The sequence below is a fragment of the Bacillus sp. CBEL-1 genome (assembly GCF_004348885.1).
GTDB classification, from domain to species: Bacteria; Bacillota; Bacilli; order Bacillales; family Bacillaceae_H; genus Priestia; species Priestia aryabhattai_A.
Window position 1 is genome coordinate 886,854 of sequence record NZ_SBIM01000013.1, and the last position, 19,346, is coordinate 906,199.

Consider the following 19,346-nt stretch of genomic DNA (forward strand, 5'->3'; position numbering starts at 1 on the left):
TTCCTCCTAATTGTTTAAATGATTACGTTAAGCGAAAACAAGAAGGAAAGGGTCTTCTTCATCTGTGTTTTTTTCTTTTACCGGTGTTTTTCTATATACATGAATAAGCGTCTTCAAACGCTTCCATGCCGCAAATACTGCCACGCTAGTTTGAATGCAAGTGGACTCTCTTAGCTCCTCTGTACGTACCGCTACATACCTCGATTCCCGAAGCATATAATAGCAGACTACATAAGCCATAAGGGCAGTTAAGTACGGAACATATAGAAACAAATCATGATAAAAATCCATATGTTTACTCTCTTTCTAAACTGTAGTTAATGAATCTACTAGTAGTGTAGCATTTACAATGTGCTGACACAATACGTACGCCTTTATCTTCTACGGTTTATTTGTGAAAAAGTTTCACCAAGGCTTATATTTTATAGACAGAGTGTGGGACATCACAAAACAAATTTCCAAAAGACGAACACTCTCTTTTCTTATATCTTTACCTTGTCAGAACACGTTCGTTCCATTGCGCTACTGCCATTCTACCCTGTTTCTCAAACTGTTTTCACAACCAACAAATAAACCTGAATAATTAAAAGTAAGAAACTCTCAATCGTTCAGGTTTATCATTGACTGAATTACTTATGACCCAGCTTATTTTTTATTTTACAAGAAGCTTTTCAACTTCTTGAATTGTAGGTAATGCCGTCATCGCACCTTTTGTTGAAGCTGCTAATCCTCCAGAAACACTTGCAAAGCGTCCAAAAGAAGTAAGTTCTTCTTCCGTTAAGTTTGAAAGCTGACCATTATATTGATTAATAGAATAAAGCATCCCAGACACAAAGGCATCTCCTGCCCCTGTTGTATCAACAGCATTTACTTTCATAGCAGAAATAGTTACTTTTGCTTTAGAAGATACAGCAAGGCTGCCCTCTGCTCCTAATGTAATAATTAAAAGCGGGATAGCATAATGGCTTAGCACTTCTAATCCTTCTTCAACCGTTTCTTTTCCAGTAATAAAAGTAAGCTCTTCCTCTGAAAGCTTTACAATATCTGCCTTTGGAAGCATCTCCACAATTGTACGTTTCAATTTTTCTTCATCTTTCCACAACGTTAAACGAACATTAGGATCGAATGACACAAGAACATCATTCTTCTTCGCCAGTTCTACAGATTTCAAAGTAGCAGAGCGTGAAGGTTCACTAATCATTGAAATTGTTCCAAAGTGAAGAATTCGATGTTCTTTAAATAGCTCTTCGTCAATTTCTGCTTCGTGTAAAAAGCGATCTGCACTTGGGTCAATGTAAAAATTAAAGCTGCGGTCACCGTCTTTATCTAACGTAACGAAAACCGCTCCCGTACGTGCTTCATCCGTAAGCTGCATATTTGTTGTATCAACGCCGTATTCGTCAAGCGTATCTTTTAGAAAATGACCCAATACATCATTTCCAACTTTTCCAAGGAATGTAGATTTCAACCCTAACCTTGACACTCCTACCGCCACGTTGGCAGGCGCACCTCCTGGGCTTTTTTGATATGTAAGATTCGTATGATCTAATGGAATAAAATCAATTAACGCTTCTCCTAATGAAATAACACCATTTTTCATTTTTCTCCCTCTTTCTTTATAATATAAATTAAGAAAAGTGGAGTAAAATGAACCTTTGTTTTACTCCTACTTTTCTTTCATCTTCTTTATTCCTCTTCTAATTTCATAAACCACGTAACAATAAACGCTACCCCTACTGAAATGACCATTCCAATAATATAGTTAATTAAATTACTCATTCCTAGCGGAGCTGCAATAGCCATCATTGGGATACCTGTTAAACCGTATGCGTTTGCAACAACATTCGTTAGTACCACATATCCACCACCAGCAGCACCACCTATAGCTGCTGCAATAAATGGTTTACGTAACTTTAAGTTTACACCAAAAATAATTGGTTCAGTAATGCCAAGAAACGAAGAAACAGCGGCTGGAATTGCAATTTTCTTTGTTTTTGCATTCTTTGTTTTAAAATATACCGCCAAGCCGGCGCCACCCTGTGCAACATTAGCGCATGCCCATATTGGTAATAAGAAATTAACTCCGATATTAGGATTTGCCAGAAGGCCCGCTTCAATTGCATGAAAACTATGTTGTAGTCCTGTTAATACAATCGTAGAATACAAACCACCAAACACAATACCAGCAAATACACCAGCTACATCATACATTGATTGTAAACCAATTGAAATCAAATCACCAATATATCTTCCAAATGGCCCAATAAATAACAGTGAGATAAACCCTGTAACAATAACCGTCAAAAATGGTGTTACTAGTAAATCAATTGCATTTGGAACAACTTTACGCAAACCTTTTTCAATTTTGCTCATTACATAAATCGCAAGTAAAATCGGTACAACCGTACCTTGATAGCCAATCAATGGGATACTCAATCCTAAAAAATCCATATATTCAGGCTTGGCATCTGCTAAGGTCCATGGGTTTAATAGCATTGGATGGGTTAATATTCCACCCATTACGGCTCCTAAATATGGATTGGCTCCAAATTCCTTAGCAGCTGAAAACCCTATTAAGATTGGTAAGATGATAAATGCTGAGCTCGAAAACATGTCCAGTAAAATAAACAGTGAGCTATCTTCTGAAACCCACTTAAATGCTTTCATCATTCCAAGTAGACCCATTAATAAACCACTTGCTACAATGGCAGGAATGATTGGAACAAAAATATTTGAAAGCATACGAGCGAACCTTGCGAACGGATTCATCTTTTTCTTCATTTCTTCTTGATGATCTGCTGGCTTTTCTGCTTTTTGGTGCTCTACGCCTAGCTCTTTCATAAGTTCTGCATGTACTTTATTAACAAGTCCTGTGCCAAAAATAATTTGAAATTGTCCTGAATTAGAGAAAGCACCTTTAATATCGTCTATTTCATCCAAACCTTTTTGATCGATTTTGCTTTCGTCTCGAATAACTAAGCGCAAGCGTGTCGCACAGTGCTGAGCACTGACAACGTTTTCTTTTCCACCCAAAAGCGGAACAAGCTTTTTCGCAATTTCTTTCACATCCATGCGAATTCCCCCTTTATTTATTGTTTTTACTATAGTTTCTGCGACCTAACTAGCCTCATGCACGATGACAACAAAAAAAGACCTAAAACGCGCATTCAAATACATATGCACAACCGCAGTGCATACATCTTTTACGCATTTTAGGTCTTGCCTGCTTAACCAGTCACAATCCCGCTTATTCAATTAATACGCTTTCATTGTATCTATTTCGACATTGTTCGTCAAGACTTTTTTAGGGTCTTTGCCCAATTCTTTCAATATGGAGCGTAATATAGCCAAGTTCAGAAGGTGGAAAGTTTATATCATATTCAGCTTTTAGAAATGCCCCAATTTTTAAAGCACATGTGTAAGCACGCTTGTACTTAGTTTGCAGCATGTTCAGCATTTCTTCATCCATTGAATGAAAAGGCTCATCTTCAGCAATTCGATTTAGCGCAAAGCGCAAATGAGTGAGTAATCGCTGGTAGGAAATGCTCTCTTCATCAATTTTGAGCTCAAGTTCTTCTTTAATAATCTCAATCATTTCGTTAATGATTGTTGTATTCATCATTACCTGTTCCATATTGGATGTATGCAGTTTAGCTGTATGAATATGAAGAGCGATATAGCCCGCTTCATCAATTGGCATTTGAACTTTTAAACGTTTGGAAACTTGTTCAATCGCCCACACACCAATATCATATTCTGGACGATACAGTGCTTTAATTTCATGTAACAGTTTATTTTGAATGACAATTCCTCGAGATAACCTTTCAATTGCGAATGATAAGTGATCACTTAAAGCAATATGAACATGATCACTAAGCGTAACGCCTAGTTGCTGTTCTGCATATGAAATAATTTCTTCTGCTACTTGAATATGCTCTTCAGGTAAGCTTTTTAATATTTCCTGAAATTTTTCATTTTCTTCTTTCATCACAAAAACTTTTTCAACTTTAGCTTTATTTAAAATATCATTTTTACTTTTTTGAAAGGCAATTCCCGGCCCCATTACAATCTTTTCAATTTTCCCTTCTTTTACAACAGCTGCATTGTTGTTTAGTACTTTAAATATTTTCAACCGGTTATTCCTCCTCAGCAGGAAGAAGGTGACAAATTTATTTCATTGTCACTTTCGCACATTGAGTTTGTCCTTTTTGAACATCGCCACTTGCTACAATTTCAAATGAATCTGCTGCATCGCTATTTGTAATGACAACAGGCGTAATTATGCTTTTCGCTTTTTCTGTTACTAATGGTAAATCAAAAGTAATAAGAGGTGTACCTACTTCTACTTTATCGCCTGCCTGAATATGCGCTTCAAAGCCTTCCCCTTCCATTGCTACTGTTTCCAGTCCAATATGTATAAGTACTTCTGTACCTGCTTCTGTTTTTAATCCAACAGCATGCTTCGTGTGGAATAATTGAACTACTTCTCCTGCCACTGGAGATACTACTTGTCCATCCGTTGGTTCAATAGCAAATCCATCGCCCATCATTTTTTGAGAAAACACCGGGTCTGGAACCTGCTCTAATGGAAGAATTTTCCCAGTCATTGGTGCTGTTACTACTGTTTCTTTAGATTTTGTCTTACCGCCAAAAAGTTTTTTAAACATGTCAATCACCTTTCCTTTATCATTTTATTGGTAGCATACCCCTTTATTAACTTTGAAAAACGCAACTTTATTAAGAAGAACCTTCTTCCTATGTCCCCAAAATCTGTATATAAGACTTCCCTTATTACATTAGGATATTGAGATAAATATGTTCATTATTTAAACATGCCTACGATATATTGTAAATAAAAAAGTTCTTCAACTGGAATAATATTGAATTTAATTTAACTTACTGAAATAAAAAAAGAGTAGGATAGTTACCATACTCTTTTTTCACTGCTTATTAAAATGTCTTCGCCACGTTTTTTGCTTTTTCTATTGCATTAGTTAAAATTTGATCTGCTTCTGCTGGTGTATAAGCCATACCTTCTGCAACAACTAAATCAACATCTTGAATGCCAATAAAGCTCATAACAGTGCGGAAGTATTTCTGTGTAAATTCAAGTTCTGCAGCCGGGCCTTCGCTATAAACGCCACCGCGTGCTTCTAATAGGGCTACTTTCTTTCCAGTAGCTAATCCAACAGGTCCGCTTTCAGTGTACTTGAACGTTTTTCCCGCAATTAGAATGTTATCAATGTATGCTTTCATAAGTGGTGGGAAGCTTAAATTCCACATCGGTGCTGAAAAAATTACTTTATCAGCTTGTAAGAACTGCTCTAATAGTGCTCCCATACGCTCAACTTTTACTGCTTCATCTGCTGTTAGTTCTTGATTTGCTCCTGCTTTCCCCCAAGCGCTTAACACATCAGAATCAATTAAAGGAACGCCTTCTTTATAAAGATCGACTGTTGTTACTGTATCACTTGGATTCACTGTTTGATACTCATCTAAAAATGCTTGAGCTAATCGCGTTGAAAAGGACGCTTCATCAACTTGTGGATTTACTTTCACATATAATACGTTTGTCATAGTTAACATCTCCTATTTATCTTTAAATCATTTATTTTTATTTCGAGATTTTCGATTATTTTATTATCTCGGATTCAAGATATATTATATGATTCTATTTCCTAATCGTCAACCGTTTGAATAAGTTTTTTATTTTATGTAATTACTGTTCTTATTCAAAGAGTAACAGAAGAATTTTCTTTATTTTCTACATAGTAAAGAAGAGCGTTACGGATGTAACGCTCTTCTTTTTAATAACACTGAAATTCATTCACTCGATCTAAGTCAATTCCAGCATATATCCAGTTAAATCCAGTCCAACGATATCCTGCTACCGATTTACGTCCAACATATGTTGGATAGAACCAATATGAACGCCCTCCTCTTGCCCAAATATAAGTATACTTATATAGACAACCTGCTATTGAACCAGGATCTACTGCATAAAGAGATGGCCCTCCTGAGGAAGCTAATTGAGGTGTAAAAGCTGGCGGTGGACCTGGTGGTGGACCACTCTGACCAGAAGATGGGGGGAAACCTGGTACGCCCCCCTGGCCTGGAGGTGGTGGTGGTGGTGGTAAAAAACTCCCTCCCTGTCCTGGTGGTCCCGGTGGAAAGCCTTGCCCCCCCTGTCCAGGAAATATAATTTGAAAGCGGGGATCATAATAATATCGATACATATATATTCTCCTTTCCAATGTGCATGTAAATTACTATATGCTTCACTATTTGAATAGGTGAATACCCATGAACTAGGTTTTTCGAGTAGGATCATATTGCGGCATGTAGCGTTCAATAAATTTATATATAAAAAAAATCAAAACAAAGATTGGGGTTAAAACAAGAGGATGTTGAATACAACGCTTAACAAAAACTGATTCAAACATAGGAATTTCTTTTAAAATTTTAAAGAGTGCCTGGCTGCTTCCTACTACAGAAATTAGAATAAAGATTGCCCATAAAAATTCACTGCTATATGACCAAAAGACGTGGATTGTATAAAAACTGAAACTAGCAATAATACCGCTAACAATACTACCTATAATTGTTTTCACCGTGAAAGGAATCGCAATAAACCAACCTACCCCTATACCTGCACAAGCAGCGCAAACACTTGAGAACATAAGCGTTTCTTCCACCAATACAAACATCGTAAAAGCGGTTATAAAACTTGTACTCATTGCCGTATATACGGCAGCTAAATTACCAGCTTTTGTTGATATATAACCATGATGACACACTGTATAATAACAAGAACACCAAATAAATAAGCCTACAAGAACCACGCCCCAAACCATAAGCTAATCCTCCTTTTCCTCTATTATATAAAAAGCTTTTTCACTCAATTTTCATTTTTATCTATTAAATTTACTAGTGATTAGCAATTGATTAAATTATCTCTTTATATAGTAATCTCTATGATAAGGTTGCTAGATTTAGTCCTATCTACCTTAAAAATCTAGCAAGAAGATGGAAAAGATAAAATGTTATCGTTTGACCTATTTATATTGTAGAATGATTCATGTATAATAAGAGGCTGTATGATATTATCTTCATCATAATGAAGGTATCTCCTGTGGTTTAGCACTAGTATGCCACAGTAAGAATATAATTAGATTCGATATTGACAGGTGAATAATATGGGTGAAAATCAACGAAATGTTAGTAGATTTGACTGGAATTTAGCTTTTCTTCTCTTTCTTTTTTTCTGCGTAAGTATTACTGCTATTAATAGTGCACAAACTATTGGACAATATGATTCAAACTTTGTTATTAAACAAGTTGCTTTCTACGTAATTGGAGCAGTGATTATTGCATTTGTAATGCGACTAGATTCTGATCAATTACAAAAACTCTCGTGGGTCTTCTATGGTTTTGGAAACTTCCTTCTAATTTTCTTAATTATTGCACCGAGCAGTATTGCTCGAGAAATTAACGGTGCAAAAAGTTGGTTTACACTACCTGGCTTTTCATTACAACCTTCTGAGTTCGTAAAAGTTTTTTTGATTATTGTATTGAGTAACATTATTGTCAAGCACAATGAAAAATATCGCATTCGCACGATACGTGAAGACCTTTTATTGCTAGCCAAAATGGGTGCAACACTAGGATTCCCTTTACTGCTTGTGATGCAGCAACCGGATTTGGGAACAGCACTTGTTTTATTAGCAATTTTTGTAGGTCTGGTCTTTGTATCAGGAGTAACGTGGAAACTAATTGTTCCAGCTTTTTTAGGGCTTGGTTCAATCGGTGCTGGCATTCTTGCACTAGTAATTTATGCTCCGGACTTCCTTGAAAAATACTTAGGTGTTAAGCAGTATCAGTTTGGTCGAATTTATGCATGGCTAGACCCGACGACTTACAGTACAGGTGAAGCATATCACTTAGTAAAATCACTGAATGCTATCGGTTCGGGTATGGTTAACGGAAAAGGTCCGGGAAATGGCGTTGTTTATATTCCAGAAAGTCAAACGGACTTTATCTTTGCTGTAATAGGTGAAGAGTTCGGTTTTATCGGAGGAAGTATCGTTATCAGCTTATTTTTCCTTCTTATTTATTACTTAATTAAGCTTGGATTAGAAACAAAAAATGAATTTAACTCTTATTTATGCGTAGGTGTCATTACAATGATTACCTTCCACGTCTTCCAAAATATTGGTATGACAATCCAAGTGTTACCAATAACTGGTATTCCTCTACCGTTTATTTCTTATGGAGGTAGCTCCTTAATGGGAAGTATGTTTGCCATTGGATTAATGTTTGGAATATCTTGGCACCAAAAACGTTATATGTTTGGTACAGAGTAAAACAAAAAGAGCGGTATAGACTCCGCTCTTTTTATTTTACTTAGATTCTGCTAAGCTTATAAATAAAACCGCTTACATTTTTAATTTTACGAGGTGATTATAATGTTTGACTATCAATATCGTCGCAAAGCATATGATTTACTTCAAAAGAAACAACATAATTGTATAGTGGATTCGTCCTCGGTAACCTTGTTATTTTGGAAAAGTCTTCTCAATAAAATAAAGAGGTGATTAATCACCTCTTTATGCTATCTATATTGAAGATTCTAAGCCAATTCGCCCCATTACTTTTTGGGTAGCCCTGTTCATCCCTTGTAATACTACCTTTTTATTATTACTTTCATGTTTTCCTACCACTTTTGCCACGGCTAACATCGCAGATTGGTCCCAGACGTAAGAGTTTGAAAAATCGATTACGATTGTCATTTGCTCACCTTCGTAATGAAATGCATTTACAAAAGCTGTTGTTGTTGCAAAGAAAAGAGGACCGTTAATATAATAGACTATTCGATCAGACTCTTCTTCTCTTACTATGGTCAATCTCGCCATTTTCCACCCCAACACGACTGTACTAATGACAATACCAACCATAACTCCTAACGCTAAATTATGTGTAAGTAGTACAACAACAACCGTTGCAATCATAACAACAGAGTCCGATATAGGATATTTATGAATGTCTTTAACAGACTGCCAATCAAACGTCCCTACCGCTACCATAAACATGACGCCAACAAGCGCAGCCATTGGAATCTGCTTTACAACATCACCTAACACCATAATTAAAAATAATAAAAACACGCCTGCTATAAGTGTTGAAAGTCTTCCGCGCCCACCGGACTTTACGTTGATTACAGATTGTCCAATCATAGCACACCCTGCCATTCCACCGAATAGGCCAGTCACAATGTTGGCAAGTCCTTGTCCACGTGCTTCTTTATTTTTATTAGAATCCGTATTCGTCATATCATCTAAAACTGTCGCAGTTAGTAATGATTCTAACAAACCAACAATCGCTAACGGCAGTGAATAGGGTAAGATAATTAGTAATGTTTGTAATGATAATTCTACTGCTGGAAAATGAAGAAATGGTAGTGTACGCGTAATCTCGCCCATATCTCCTACCGTTTTCAAGCCAAACCCTCCACCAAAAATGGCTACGGCCGTCATGAATACAATTGCTACTAACGGTGCTGGAACTAGTTTGGTTACAAGAGGGAATACATACACAATTAGTAATGTTCCTGCTACCATCGCGTACATAGCCCAGTTCGCACCTTTAAAATGCTGAAGCTGGGCGGTGAAAATTAAGATTCCTAACGCGTTAACAAAACCAAACATGACCGTTTGTGGTAAAAATGATAAAAATCTTCCAACTTTCAAGATACCTAAAACAAGCTGAATAATTCCAGTTAGAATTGTCGCTGCAAACAAATACTCAACCCCATGATTTTTCACTAAATCAATCATTAAAAGAGCCATTGCACCAGTTGCTGCAGAAATCATTGCCGGTCGCCCTCCCGTAAATGCAATGACAATTGCCATACAAAAAGAAGCATATAGACCTACCATAGGATCTACTCCTGCAATAATTGAAAATGCAAGTGCTTCGGGAATTAATGCAAGAGCAACAGTCATTCCTGAGAGGATATCTCCCCGAACATTTGAAAACCACTGTTGCTTAATAGCTGCTACGTTCACTAAATCACCTCATAGTATATAGTAAATTGATTTTCGACTCTCACGAAAACCAAAGCCGTTTTGAACGTAGGTTATCGTATCATACCTTCTTTGAATTGAAAATATATTTTCACCACCAGATTGAACAATCTATCCCACTAAAAAAGAGCGCAACCTGCACGCTCTTTTTTAGTGAAGTCCTACTCATTAACGTCGAGGTGGAACTTCCGTATAATTTAATGAATAGCTGACCGGAATTAAGCCAAATAAATGTTGAAATCGAGGAGGGTTTTTCACCTCTAGAGTCAACATTGCAAGTAAAAATAATTTACTCAATACAAGAAATGCTACCATTAAAAATAGCTTCTTTTTTTGTTTCAACGAACCATCGCTTCTCCTCTTTTTAACATAAAAATAAGAACAAACGATTATGGTTACATCTTTTATTTCTAAATTAAACAATAAAAGACCTTCACCACTAATCGGTAAAGGTCTTGCTAGACATTGTTTCAATATGCCAATAAAGCCGGTAGATTTTTCTACGAGATGTCGACTTTATTTCAGGAAAGAACCTGACGCTACTCCCCTTTAAGGAATCTTATTTATAAAGATATTATAAGGAAGTTCTGAACGAAATTCAACTATTTATTACTCATTGATTGCTGCTTCTAGAGCAACAATAATCATATCATTAAATGTCGTTTGACGCTCTTCAGCTGTTGTTTCTTCACCTGTAAAGATGTGATCACTTACTGTTAAAACAGACAGCGCATTACGCCCATATTTAGCCGCTAATGTATAAAGTGCTGTTGTTTCCATCTCGACTGCCAGTACTCCGTGTGCAGCTAGCTTTTCTAACTGCCCATCTTCATTATAAAATTGATCAGAAGTGAAGACGTTCCCCACTTTTAAATGCAATCCTTTTTCAACCCCAGCGTCATATGCGCGCTTTAATAAATCAAAATTTGCCGTTGGCGCATAGTCAATAGGTCCAAATTTCACGCGATTCATTTGTGAATCACTTGATGAAGACATAGCTAAAATAACGTCGCGAACTTTTACATCTTTTTGAATTGCTCCACAAGTTCCGACACGAATTAAGTTTTGAACACCATATTCACTCATTAACTCATTTACATAAATAGCAATAGATGGAACACCCATTCCTGTTCCTTGTACGGACACACGTTTTCCTTTATATGTTCCTGTAAAACCTAACATGCCACGAACTTCATTATAGCAAGTTACATCTTCTAGAAATGTTTCCGCAATGTATTTCGCACGAAGCGGATCTCCAGGGAGTAAGATCGTTTCTGCAATTTCACCTTTTTTTGCCCCAATATGTACACTCATCTTTGTACCTCCTATTGTGTAAAAATGTTACCTTTTCACTATAACATAATTTGTCGAATTCACTACTGATTTCTTTCTCTGCCTTTCATTATTCCAATATTTTTGCAGAACTATGTACTGAAAAAAATGGCTTAATGAAAAACGCTTTTCGAGGAAAACTACTGAGGAATACTACTTTTGAATAAATGAGGTGATCATATGGGCAAAAAACATCGTAATCGCATTAATTCACCAAAGAAAAACAATCACATTCCTCAAGAAGCTATTATTGCGGAGCAAGAGGCACATGGGGATGAATACACGGCAAACAAACGCAAAAATGGTCCCGGACACCATACGCGCGACTATTAATTTTTTCAGCAAAAAAGGCGGCCTTATGGGTCGCTTTGCTTTACCGAACGTGAAGTCGATTTACTCTTTGCCATCCATCCGTCCAAAGTTTATAGTAATACTTTCCTCGGGTGCCTTCATCAATTAGTATGATATCTCCTGTACTAATAAAGCGGGCATTGCATTCTTTTGGGAGATTGTCAGCAATGTTGAACTGTTGAAAGACTTTAACCGCTGCATCTTGATGGTCCAGAGCTTTGACCGTCAAACGATGAACTGGTTTATATCCTCTTTTTTCTCCTTTTTCTTCTGTCTGCATAATTGTAACGTCGTATTCTGTAATGATATTTAACTGCTTTTTTAAATTTGTCCACACATTCAAATGTCTTCCCTCCAAACCTCAATATTCTATCCTGTACCCTATGTATAAATTAATACCATGTCATTTATATTAGCGATAGATAGATTAAAATCCTTCATTTCAAATACATGTTTTTATTTGTACTTTCTTTTATAATTAAACGACCTCAGCATAAAGTTCTCCAAAAAAGCATGGCGGACGCCATGCTTTTACTAGTGTATCATCTCAATAAAGTTAGTAGATAAAGGTTGGGCCCTAAATTAATAAAATGAAATATTTGTTAAAAATCTGTAATGGTATTATGTGGGGAACTGGTACCGTTTTAAAGATGAATACATAAGTTTATTATATAGCTGATACATACTAAGTGCCCAAGAGATGCCCAAAGCATAGCCAGCCAAAATATCTGTTAAATAATGAACCCCTAAATACATGCGGCTGAACCCAACTAAAAGGATTAGAAGGATAAGGCATAAAGAAGCGATTATTCTCACACTTTGCGTTCTTGTATATATGAACACAAGGCATAGAAGGCCAACAAAAAAAGCACTGGAATTCATAGCATGACCGCTTGGAAAGCTATAGTGTGATGCATCAACTAGCTGACTCCACTCTGGGCGGGGACGTTCAAATATTTCTTTTAACAGCCAATTTAACCCTCTAATCCCCCAAAAAACAATGGTAATAAATAAGGCGGCCACTCCTTGACGCTTATACATTAACAGCATGACCAGAACAAGCCAGGTCGGCGCAGTAATATGCCATGATCCTAACGTTGTAATAAAAATAAAAAATGACGTTAGCCAGCTTGTCCTCCACTCAAAGATGGTATGTAATACATTATAATCCAACTCTTTTACAACAGGTGTTTTATACGTGAGCATTAGAATTAAAAATAAAGCAAGTGCAATGCAGACCGTAACAATATATTGTCTTCGCGTTAACATGTTGTGCTCTCCTCCATTAAACGATAAGGAAAGAATGAATAAGAAGCATGCAAATACATGCTCCTTATGTAGTCGTTAGTCTTTTTTAGGCTGCTTATAGTGTTCAGGCTTTGGTGCTTGATTCATAACAAATTCATTCGAGAATTCCGGCTGTTGACGTGACGACTTTTTCATTCCTTTTTGATGTGTTTGATTACTTTTTTTATGAGACATGGTTTTCCCTCCCTTCCTCACACGTTTAATATGTGAAGAAGAAAGACAGACTATCCTAACTTATACGCTATATCTTGAAATAACTCGCTCTAGAGTCGCAGATAGCTGAGGAATCTCACTTTCAGATACTGTAATCCGTACAAGAGATTCATCAGCGTCCAATACCTCAAATAAAAAGCCGCCAAATCCTCGAGCTTTACGGTCAATTTCTAGCAATAGCTCATATTGGCTGTTTCCTACTGATTGGACAATTACCTCTACTTCGTCTAACTTTCCATAATAAGGGCCGTTGGCTGGAACAAATTCAAATTCTTGTACAAAAGGAAGTCTCTTTCGCATTCTTCTTGGTGCTTCTTCGCACTCCACTTGTCGCAGTCGAAATCCAAGGTCTTCCATTGATTTCATAACGCTTGTGACCATCAAATTGGGAAGAACTTTCACATAATCAATATCTGATGGGTCTACTGCATCTTTAATATCTAAACCTGTTGCCACCCATACTCTTGTCTTCCCAAGCGTAACAGGTGTATCATCAGGTAGTTGGAAAGTAAAAGGAATTTCTTTTTTTTCAGCTGGCTGAATAGTAAATGGCTCATTAACCTTGAATACATTAAGCTGTATATCCTGCTTGACCTTTTTATCATCTACTTCTTTTACGTATGATGTAAAAAGACGTAAATAAATTCGATCAATCCTCTGCTCAACATTTCCTCCATATACTTCTACAATTCCTTCAATTGTTTCACCTGCACGAAATTCATCGTTTACTAGCTTTGCATCTACTCTAGCAGCACCAATACCGATTCGAGCTAATATCTTATTAAATAAAGCCATTCATTCCATCCTCCCCATTTTTACGCTATATTACCAGTTTAAAGACTTCATATTTTTATCAACAAGAAACTGCAAATCCCCTTTGAGTTGCATTATATCTTTATAAAAGTCATCGGTTTGTAACATTTTGCGAATGATTGCTGTGAGCTCTGATGATAACAGAAGCTCTTCTTCCCAACTCTTCTCTTTTCTTGAAGTAGGCTTATAGCCTGAGTACAGCAAAAACAGTGCGAAGTGCCCTAAAGCGTATACATCACTTTGAACAGTTGTTCTTCTCATATACTGCTGTTCTGTTACTAAACCTTCTACTCGTTCATCATCTCCAATAAAACGTGCTAAACCAAAATCGATGATGTAAATAACATCACCAACCTTAAGAATGTTTGGAATTCGCAAGTCACGGTGAACAATTCCTTCATGATGAAGAAATTGAATCACTTCTATGACTTGTAGCAATATTTGAACTACATCTTTTTCTTTGTATTTATGATGATGTTCAAATATTAAATCTTCAAACGTCTTCCCGTTAATATAGTCCATTATAATAAAAAATCCAGCGCTACTTTCCTCTACGTCCAGTAGCCGAGGAACTTGTGGATGATCTATTCTTGCTAATATCTTTTTTTCATACTCAAAAGCGCGCCTGCCTTGCTCAAGCTTTTGTTTTGTTTTACGTAGCTGCTTCACTACTACTTGTGTTTCAAATTTTTGATCTTTAGCTAGGTATGTAATACCGTAGCTTCCCATTCCTAAAACACGGTCAATTTTATAACGATTCTTAATTAGTATTCCTGGTCTTAAAGGGCGATCTATTAGAAATCGTTGAATCGATTTTAAAAAGTGTTTCATTTTTTCAATCAGCTAGAAGAAAAGCTGGAGAAAAAGCTTTTTTTCTTACGCTTATAATGATGATGTCCATACTTTGAGTGACTTCGACTGTCATAGTGACGTCCTTTTTTGTAGTCGCTGCTACTGTAATGTCGAGGACGACGATGATAATCACTGCTGCTATAGCGATGGTGTTTTTTCGAACCTAATATTGAACTCAATAGTTTTTTTATCATAATAATTCCCTCTTTTCTTAACACTTATTACACTTTCTACGTACTAATAATATAAAGGTTTCAAAAACTTTATTCCCGGTTTAGTTGCTTTAAAACGAAAAGGAGAACTTTTATGATTTATTCACTTCCATTCAAGGTCAACAAGACCATGACAATTGAAACAACGAACAACTTGGCACACTTAAGCCAGCGCTCTTTAGCTATTCTATCTTCCTTTTCTAACAGTATTGAATTAAATGAAAAAGAGTCTAAGATTGTTCAAAGAATTAAAACAAAAGTTGGGTTACACAATAGAAACAACATTACGCGAACTCATGCTTATCTTAAATTTTATAAGAGTTATCCGGAAATAAAATGGGCGTTTTTAGCTCACCTCGTTTCTAGAAATGGCGGCTACTATATGACCGACTTGCAAACTACTTTCGCCAAAAAGCTTCTTTCTCCTGTCCAACAGCACGCTTTTTTTCTATTTTTAGAGCGTGCAAATGCTACAATCTTTCAAGATGCTTTTGCTCAACTGTTGTTATATGAAGAAAGTCAAAAAAATGAGCAAAACCTGTCTCACTTGCTTTCACCCTTAGGGGTATCCGCATTTATGCACCCCATTTGGACTGAGTTTATCAACGACCCTACTGAAAAAGAACATTTGCTATCCATGGCTTTAATTGTGAATGAGCAACACTATATTGAAAATAAGCTCATTCACGATAAAAAAACAAAAGAAGACGTACTGGATACATGGCAGTTTTATGCACAAAGCTTACTTGGTATGACCCAAGTATTAATTCCCTATGAATGTGATAAAGAATTAGCTTTAATTGGAGTGAACATTTCACAATTTTCTTCCCTTAAAAACCGAATTATTGCTGGAAAGCTACTTTATGCACTTCTGTTTTTTCATAATCATTTATATTCAGGTACTTATTCATTTGCGGATAGCGTAGAACATACAGGAGCGAGACACGACTATTCATCAAGCCTACACCCAAAATTTAATCATTTTAAGGCTCCTTCATCCACTGTTCCCCTAGATATGTGTTGGGGAAACCGCGTTCACACGTTTTTAGATCAATCTGATTGGTTTGTAGGGACATCACCCTATCACTACTTAACAACACTAAATATCCCCTCTATAATATAAAAACGACGAGTGGCCTCGTCGTTACATAAAGTACGGCTATTAAATTACTATTATCTCTCTTTATTCATCTTGCTCATCGATAATACATTTATCAATCAAATAATCAAATGTAATATCAGCCAACTCTCCTAGCTCTTCCTCAGCTGGAGCGTACCCCCGCTTTATTAGTTCATTGTAAAAGAACTCAGCGATTTCCTCTGTATCAATAACTACTTCGATTTCTTTCACAATATCACTCCTCACCCCGTCTCAGCGGGCAAGCGTAGCTTCATGAGCTCGCAAAATAGCAAAGCAAAGGACTAGCAAATATCTAATCTTACTAGCTCAAACTTTACTTTATATACTTTTATGAGCAAAAGTACAAGAGTATGTCTAAAATTTTTAATGCTATACGTCTCTTTCTATGTATAGCTTACACTTTCTAACATACGCTTATAACAACTGACATGGCATTACGCTTTATCTTGCTCTGATTTGGAGATCTTGTGTAAATGTTTCAGTACTAAGTTCATTACTTCTACATACTCATCATCTTGAAACATCTCGTGTAAAGTCCTGTAATCGTTATAAACATCTAACAAACCATTTATGATTTCGTGCTTTTCTTTTGTTAATTTCATCTCTTCTTTTCCATGTCCATTTTGTTTTTTCATCGTCGGTAGCAACTCCGTCTTTTTAATTTCTTTTCCTAAATACAACATATCGATATTTTGTACATAGTTTTCTGTTTCCTCATGAGGAGTCACGAGAATAAGCTCTTCTTCACTTGCTTCAAGCCATTCTCCGTCAGTAACACGGGATAATTCATATACAATATCTTCCCATGCATCTTCTTTATATCGCCATATTTCTGTACGAATGCCAATGATTTTAAACAATTCTTTTCCATAATTAAACACTTGAACAATGTCACCAAAGAAATACTTATATTCTAACTCAACGCGTTCTTGTACTAAGATCTGTCCATCATAATCTTCTAGTAACTCAATTGTATCTTCTAAAAACAGACCTTCACTATGGTTAATCTCATATACAAAGAGTCCATCCATCACTTTTATATCTGTAATGGTGCCAACGGTCCCATATATCGTTACAACGATTGTATCCCCAATGCGGTATTTAGGCTTTTTCTTGCCTGCCATCGTCGCACCTCCCTGTTAAACTAACACCTACTGAAAAGTTACAATAGTATATGCAAAAATAGTAAAAGGGGAAGTGTAACATCACCTCAATCAAGCCTGAAATGCGCTGATTTTCATAAAAAACAAAGGACCTCTATACGCTGAGTATAGAGGTCCTTTGTTTTTTGACACCTTACTGATTCATTTCATATAGCTCCCATGCCTCATCAAAAACAGACATGCTAATCGTGTAATCACCATTTAATTCGAGATAAGAGCTGATCTCATTATAATCATCTGCCATTTTAGGAAAGCTATGGTCTTCATACACAAAGCGTGCTAGCTGTCCTATTACATCATTTTTTGGATTTAACCTGAATTTCATCATGTAGTGATAAAATGACTTCATACGCTGTTCCCCCTGTATTTTATGCAGCATTTGCTCAAGTTTTATTTGGTATAAGACTACCATGTAAATAGTCTCTTGTGAATGACGTCGAATCCTGACTTGGACACACAAAAAACATTACATTATGATTACAGATTTGTGTTCTAGTTGCATTGTATAGTAAAGAAAACAAGTTGTCATATCAAGCATTTGGTTTTTAACTTTAATTGAATGTGACAAAAACGATGCACAACTGTAACAAAAATGCTGTTTCGACAGGTTTTATAGTAAAAATATAAATTGCAAATTTTTCATTTTCATGATTTAATTTGCTACTGAAAGCACAATAAAAAATTGCTGATACACGTTTAAATCAGCAAAGAATAAGGAAAGATGAATAATATGAGTACACGAAATGCTTATTTTGATAACGCTAAATTTGTATTAATTTTTTTAGTTGTATTTGGACATATGATTTCACCTTATCGCACAGATAGCGAGGGCATGTTGTCCATTTATCACTTTATCTTTATTTTCCATATGCCAGTATTTATCTTACTAGCTGGTTATTTCTCTAAAAATTTTCATAAAAAAGGATATTACAAAAAAATCTTTACCAAAGTTGCTATTCCTTACTTAGCATTTCAAACCATCTACACCTTTTACTATAGTGCGCTTTATACGAACGAAACGTACACGTTACAGTATTTAGTACCACGTTGGGCAATGTGGTTCTTGCTTAGCTTAATCTTTTGGAAATTAATGCTGCCATTTTTCGCAAAGTTTCCAATGTGGATTAGCATGACCGCTTCTATTTTACTAGGTGTTGGAATTGGGTTTGTCAACATTGATGGATTTGAAAAAATCCTAAGTATCAGTCGTATGTTTGTATTCTTCCCTTTCTTTTTGATGGGTTATTATCTATCACAGAGAGAAGAACCATTTAAAAATCTTTTAACAGCCAAAAATCGGGTGATTGCTTCAACTATCTTAGTTGTAACACTGGCAGCAAGTTATTACTTTTTAAATGACACCGTTTATACGGACATGCTTTATGGCACAAACACATACAATAGCGTAAGCGAATTTCTAATGCGTTTGTCTCACTATGCCATTGCGTTTATTGTATCTTTTGCATTTATGGCCTTAATCCCAACACGTTCTTTTGCTTTAACAAGCATCGGACAGCGTTCGCTTTATGTCTACCTTTTACATGGATTTGTTTTAAAGTGGTTTTTCACTACTGAATTTGCTAAAAGCTTAGATGCTAGCTTTTGGAGCATAATGGTTTTAACAGCTATGTCTATTTTAGTAACGCTTTTATTAGGTAGTCGCATTGTTGATTGGGTTATTACTGGCACGAAACTATTTATTCAGTTCATTACGCCAAAGAAAGCCATAGAAAAATTCTCATTAGCAATTAAACGAACGTTCCCATAAACAAAAATCTCATCTCTTACTAAGAGATGAGATTTTTGTTTATGGGGCTCAAATACTTTCTAATTTCATTTTACTGAATTTTATGGTAACGTTTCACTATAAGAGAAAGAA

Annotated in this window: 24 protein-coding genes and 1 riboswitch; of the genes, 4 read left to right on the top strand and 20 right to left on the bottom strand. The window is 36.1% G+C overall.

What is annotated here, in order from left to right:
* Positions 1 to 27 precede the first annotated feature (27 nt).
* The 8 genes from EPL02_RS14495 to EPL02_RS14530 form a co-directional block, all read right to left on the bottom strand.
* Positions 28 to 291 (bottom strand): hypothetical protein, encoded by a 264-nt coding sequence (locus EPL02_RS14495; protein ID WP_131888096.1) that lies wholly within the window; start codon positions 289 to 291, stop codon positions 28 to 30.
* Positions 292 to 652: 361 nt separating this feature from the next.
* Positions 653 to 1,600, bottom strand: coding sequence for an aminoimidazole riboside kinase (locus EPL02_RS14500; RefSeq protein WP_131888097.1), 948 nt, complete (start codon positions 1,598 to 1,600; stop codon positions 653 to 655).
* Positions 1,601 to 1,686: 86 nt separating this feature from the next.
* Positions 1,687 to 3,072 (bottom strand): sucrose-specific PTS transporter subunit IIBC, encoded by a 1,386-nt coding sequence (locus tag EPL02_RS14505; RefSeq protein ID WP_094912016.1) that lies wholly within the window; start codon positions 3,070 to 3,072, stop codon positions 1,687 to 1,689.
* A gap of 232 nt (positions 3,073 to 3,304) precedes the next feature.
* Positions 3,305 to 4,132: a PRD domain-containing protein gene (locus EPL02_RS14510; RefSeq protein ID WP_094912015.1), complete on the bottom strand. Its 828-nt coding sequence runs from the start codon at positions 4,130 to 4,132 to the stop codon at positions 3,305 to 3,307.
* 37 nt (positions 4,133 to 4,169) lie between these two features.
* Entirely contained in the window at positions 4,170 to 4,667 is a 498-nt protein-coding gene (locus tag EPL02_RS14515; RefSeq protein WP_094912014.1) for a PTS sugar transporter subunit IIA, read from the bottom strand.
* A 283-nt stretch (positions 4,668 to 4,950) separates the two neighbouring features.
* Positions 4,951 to 5,577, bottom strand: a complete 627-nt coding sequence (locus tag EPL02_RS14520) for an FMN-dependent NADH-azoreductase (protein ID WP_131888098.1) — start codon at positions 5,575 to 5,577, stop codon at positions 4,951 to 4,953.
* Positions 5,578 to 5,807: 230 nt separating this feature from the next.
* On the bottom strand, positions 5,808 to 6,236 hold the full coding sequence (locus EPL02_RS14525; RefSeq protein WP_131888099.1) for a transporter: 429 nt from the start codon (positions 6,234 to 6,236) through the stop codon (positions 5,808 to 5,810).
* 72 nt (positions 6,237 to 6,308) lie between these two features.
* Complete coding sequence (locus EPL02_RS14530; RefSeq protein WP_131888100.1) at positions 6,309 to 6,854, bottom strand: hypothetical protein; 546 nt, start codon at positions 6,852 to 6,854, stop codon at positions 6,309 to 6,311.
* A 342-nt stretch (positions 6,855 to 7,196) separates the two neighbouring features.
* Between EPL02_RS14530 and EPL02_RS14535 the strand changes: the two genes are divergently transcribed.
* Complete coding sequence (locus EPL02_RS14535; RefSeq protein WP_025911454.1) at positions 7,197 to 8,363, top strand: FtsW/RodA/SpoVE family cell cycle protein; 1,167 nt, start codon at positions 7,197 to 7,199, stop codon at positions 8,361 to 8,363.
* A 252-nt stretch (positions 8,364 to 8,615) separates the two neighbouring features.
* Here EPL02_RS14535 and EPL02_RS14540 read toward each other — a convergent pair whose 3' ends face one another.
* From EPL02_RS14540 to deoD, 3 genes are all read right to left on the bottom strand, one after another.
* Entirely contained in the window at positions 8,616 to 10,064 is a 1,449-nt protein-coding gene (locus EPL02_RS14540) for a SulP family inorganic anion transporter (protein WP_131888101.1), read from the bottom strand.
* Positions 10,065 to 10,250: 186 nt separating this feature from the next.
* Positions 10,251 to 10,424, bottom strand: a complete 174-nt coding sequence (locus EPL02_RS20965) for a hypothetical protein (RefSeq protein ID WP_165932584.1) — start codon at positions 10,422 to 10,424, stop codon at positions 10,251 to 10,253.
* 57 nt (positions 10,425 to 10,481) lie between these two features.
* A riboswitch (yybP-ykoY riboswitch) is annotated at positions 10,482 to 10,642 on the bottom strand.
* Positions 10,643 to 10,691: 49 nt separating this feature from the next.
* The gene (gene deoD, locus EPL02_RS14545) at positions 10,692 to 11,396 is read right to left on the bottom strand and encodes a purine-nucleoside phosphorylase (protein WP_094912008.1); all 705 of its coding nucleotides are present in this window, start codon (positions 11,394 to 11,396) and stop codon (positions 10,692 to 10,694) included.
* Positions 11,397 to 11,594: 198 nt separating this feature from the next.
* On the opposite strand from deoD, the gene EPL02_RS20970 reads away from it, so the two are divergent.
* A complete protein-coding gene (locus tag EPL02_RS20970) occupies positions 11,595 to 11,747 on the top strand; it encodes a hypothetical protein (RefSeq protein ID WP_165932585.1) in 153 nt (50 codons plus the stop codon).
* Between the two features lie 40 nt (positions 11,748 to 11,787).
* Here the strand turns inward: EPL02_RS20970 and EPL02_RS14550 are convergent, their stop codons facing one another.
* The 6 genes from EPL02_RS14550 to EPL02_RS14570 form a co-directional block, all read right to left on the bottom strand.
* The gene (locus EPL02_RS14550; protein ID WP_131888102.1) at positions 11,788 to 12,108 is read right to left on the bottom strand and encodes a hypothetical protein; all 321 of its coding nucleotides are present in this window, start codon (positions 12,106 to 12,108) and stop codon (positions 11,788 to 11,790) included.
* A 278-nt stretch (positions 12,109 to 12,386) separates the two neighbouring features.
* Positions 12,387 to 13,034 carry a phosphatase PAP2 family protein gene (locus EPL02_RS14555; RefSeq protein ID WP_131888103.1) on the bottom strand — a complete coding sequence of 216 codons (648 nt, stop codon included), beginning with the start codon at positions 13,032 to 13,034 and terminating at the stop codon, positions 12,387 to 12,389.
* A gap of 75 nt (positions 13,035 to 13,109) precedes the next feature.
* Positions 13,110 to 13,247 carry a hypothetical protein gene (locus EPL02_RS20975; protein ID WP_165932541.1) on the bottom strand — a complete coding sequence of 46 codons (138 nt, stop codon included), beginning with the start codon at positions 13,245 to 13,247 and terminating at the stop codon, positions 13,110 to 13,112.
* Positions 13,248 to 13,307: 60 nt separating this feature from the next.
* A complete protein-coding gene (locus tag EPL02_RS14560; protein WP_094912005.1) occupies positions 13,308 to 14,081 on the bottom strand; it encodes a sporulation protein in 774 nt (257 codons plus the stop codon).
* 30 nt (positions 14,082 to 14,111) lie between these two features.
* On the bottom strand, positions 14,112 to 14,930 hold the full coding sequence (locus EPL02_RS14565; protein WP_131888104.1) for a serine/threonine protein kinase: 819 nt from the start codon (positions 14,928 to 14,930) through the stop codon (positions 14,112 to 14,114).
* Between the two features lie 8 nt (positions 14,931 to 14,938).
* The gene (locus tag EPL02_RS14570) at positions 14,939 to 15,145 is read right to left on the bottom strand and encodes a hypothetical protein (protein ID WP_131888105.1); all 207 of its coding nucleotides are present in this window, start codon (positions 15,143 to 15,145) and stop codon (positions 14,939 to 14,941) included.
* Positions 15,146 to 15,257: 112 nt separating this feature from the next.
* Here EPL02_RS14570 and EPL02_RS14575 point away from each other — a divergent pair, with 112 nt between their 5' ends.
* Complete coding sequence (locus tag EPL02_RS14575; RefSeq protein ID WP_131888106.1) at positions 15,258 to 16,286, top strand: DUF2515 family protein; 1,029 nt, start codon at positions 15,258 to 15,260, stop codon at positions 16,284 to 16,286.
* A gap of 60 nt (positions 16,287 to 16,346) precedes the next feature.
* On the opposite strand, the gene EPL02_RS14580 is transcribed toward EPL02_RS14575, so the two are convergent.
* The 3 genes from EPL02_RS14580 to EPL02_RS14590 all read right to left on the bottom strand — a co-directional run bounded on the left by EPL02_RS14580 (position 16,347) and on the right by EPL02_RS14590 (position 17,816).
* Positions 16,347 to 16,514 (bottom strand): YozD family protein, encoded by a 168-nt coding sequence (locus EPL02_RS14580; RefSeq protein ID WP_094912001.1) that lies wholly within the window; start codon positions 16,512 to 16,514, stop codon positions 16,347 to 16,349.
* 224 nt (positions 16,515 to 16,738) lie between these two features.
* Positions 16,739 to 17,428 carry a hypothetical protein gene (locus EPL02_RS14585; RefSeq protein ID WP_094912000.1) on the bottom strand — a complete coding sequence of 230 codons (690 nt, stop codon included), beginning with the start codon at positions 17,426 to 17,428 and terminating at the stop codon, positions 16,739 to 16,741.
* 172 nt (positions 17,429 to 17,600) lie between these two features.
* A complete protein-coding gene (locus tag EPL02_RS14590; RefSeq protein WP_131888107.1) occupies positions 17,601 to 17,816 on the bottom strand; it encodes a YozE family protein in 216 nt (71 codons plus the stop codon).
* A gap of 381 nt (positions 17,817 to 18,197) precedes the next feature.
* On the opposite strand from EPL02_RS14590, the gene EPL02_RS14595 reads away from it, so the two are divergent.
* Complete coding sequence (locus EPL02_RS14595) at positions 18,198 to 19,235, top strand: acyltransferase family protein (protein ID WP_094911999.1); 1,038 nt, start codon at positions 18,198 to 18,200, stop codon at positions 19,233 to 19,235.
* The last annotated feature ends 111 nt before the right edge of the window (positions 19,236 to 19,346 follow it).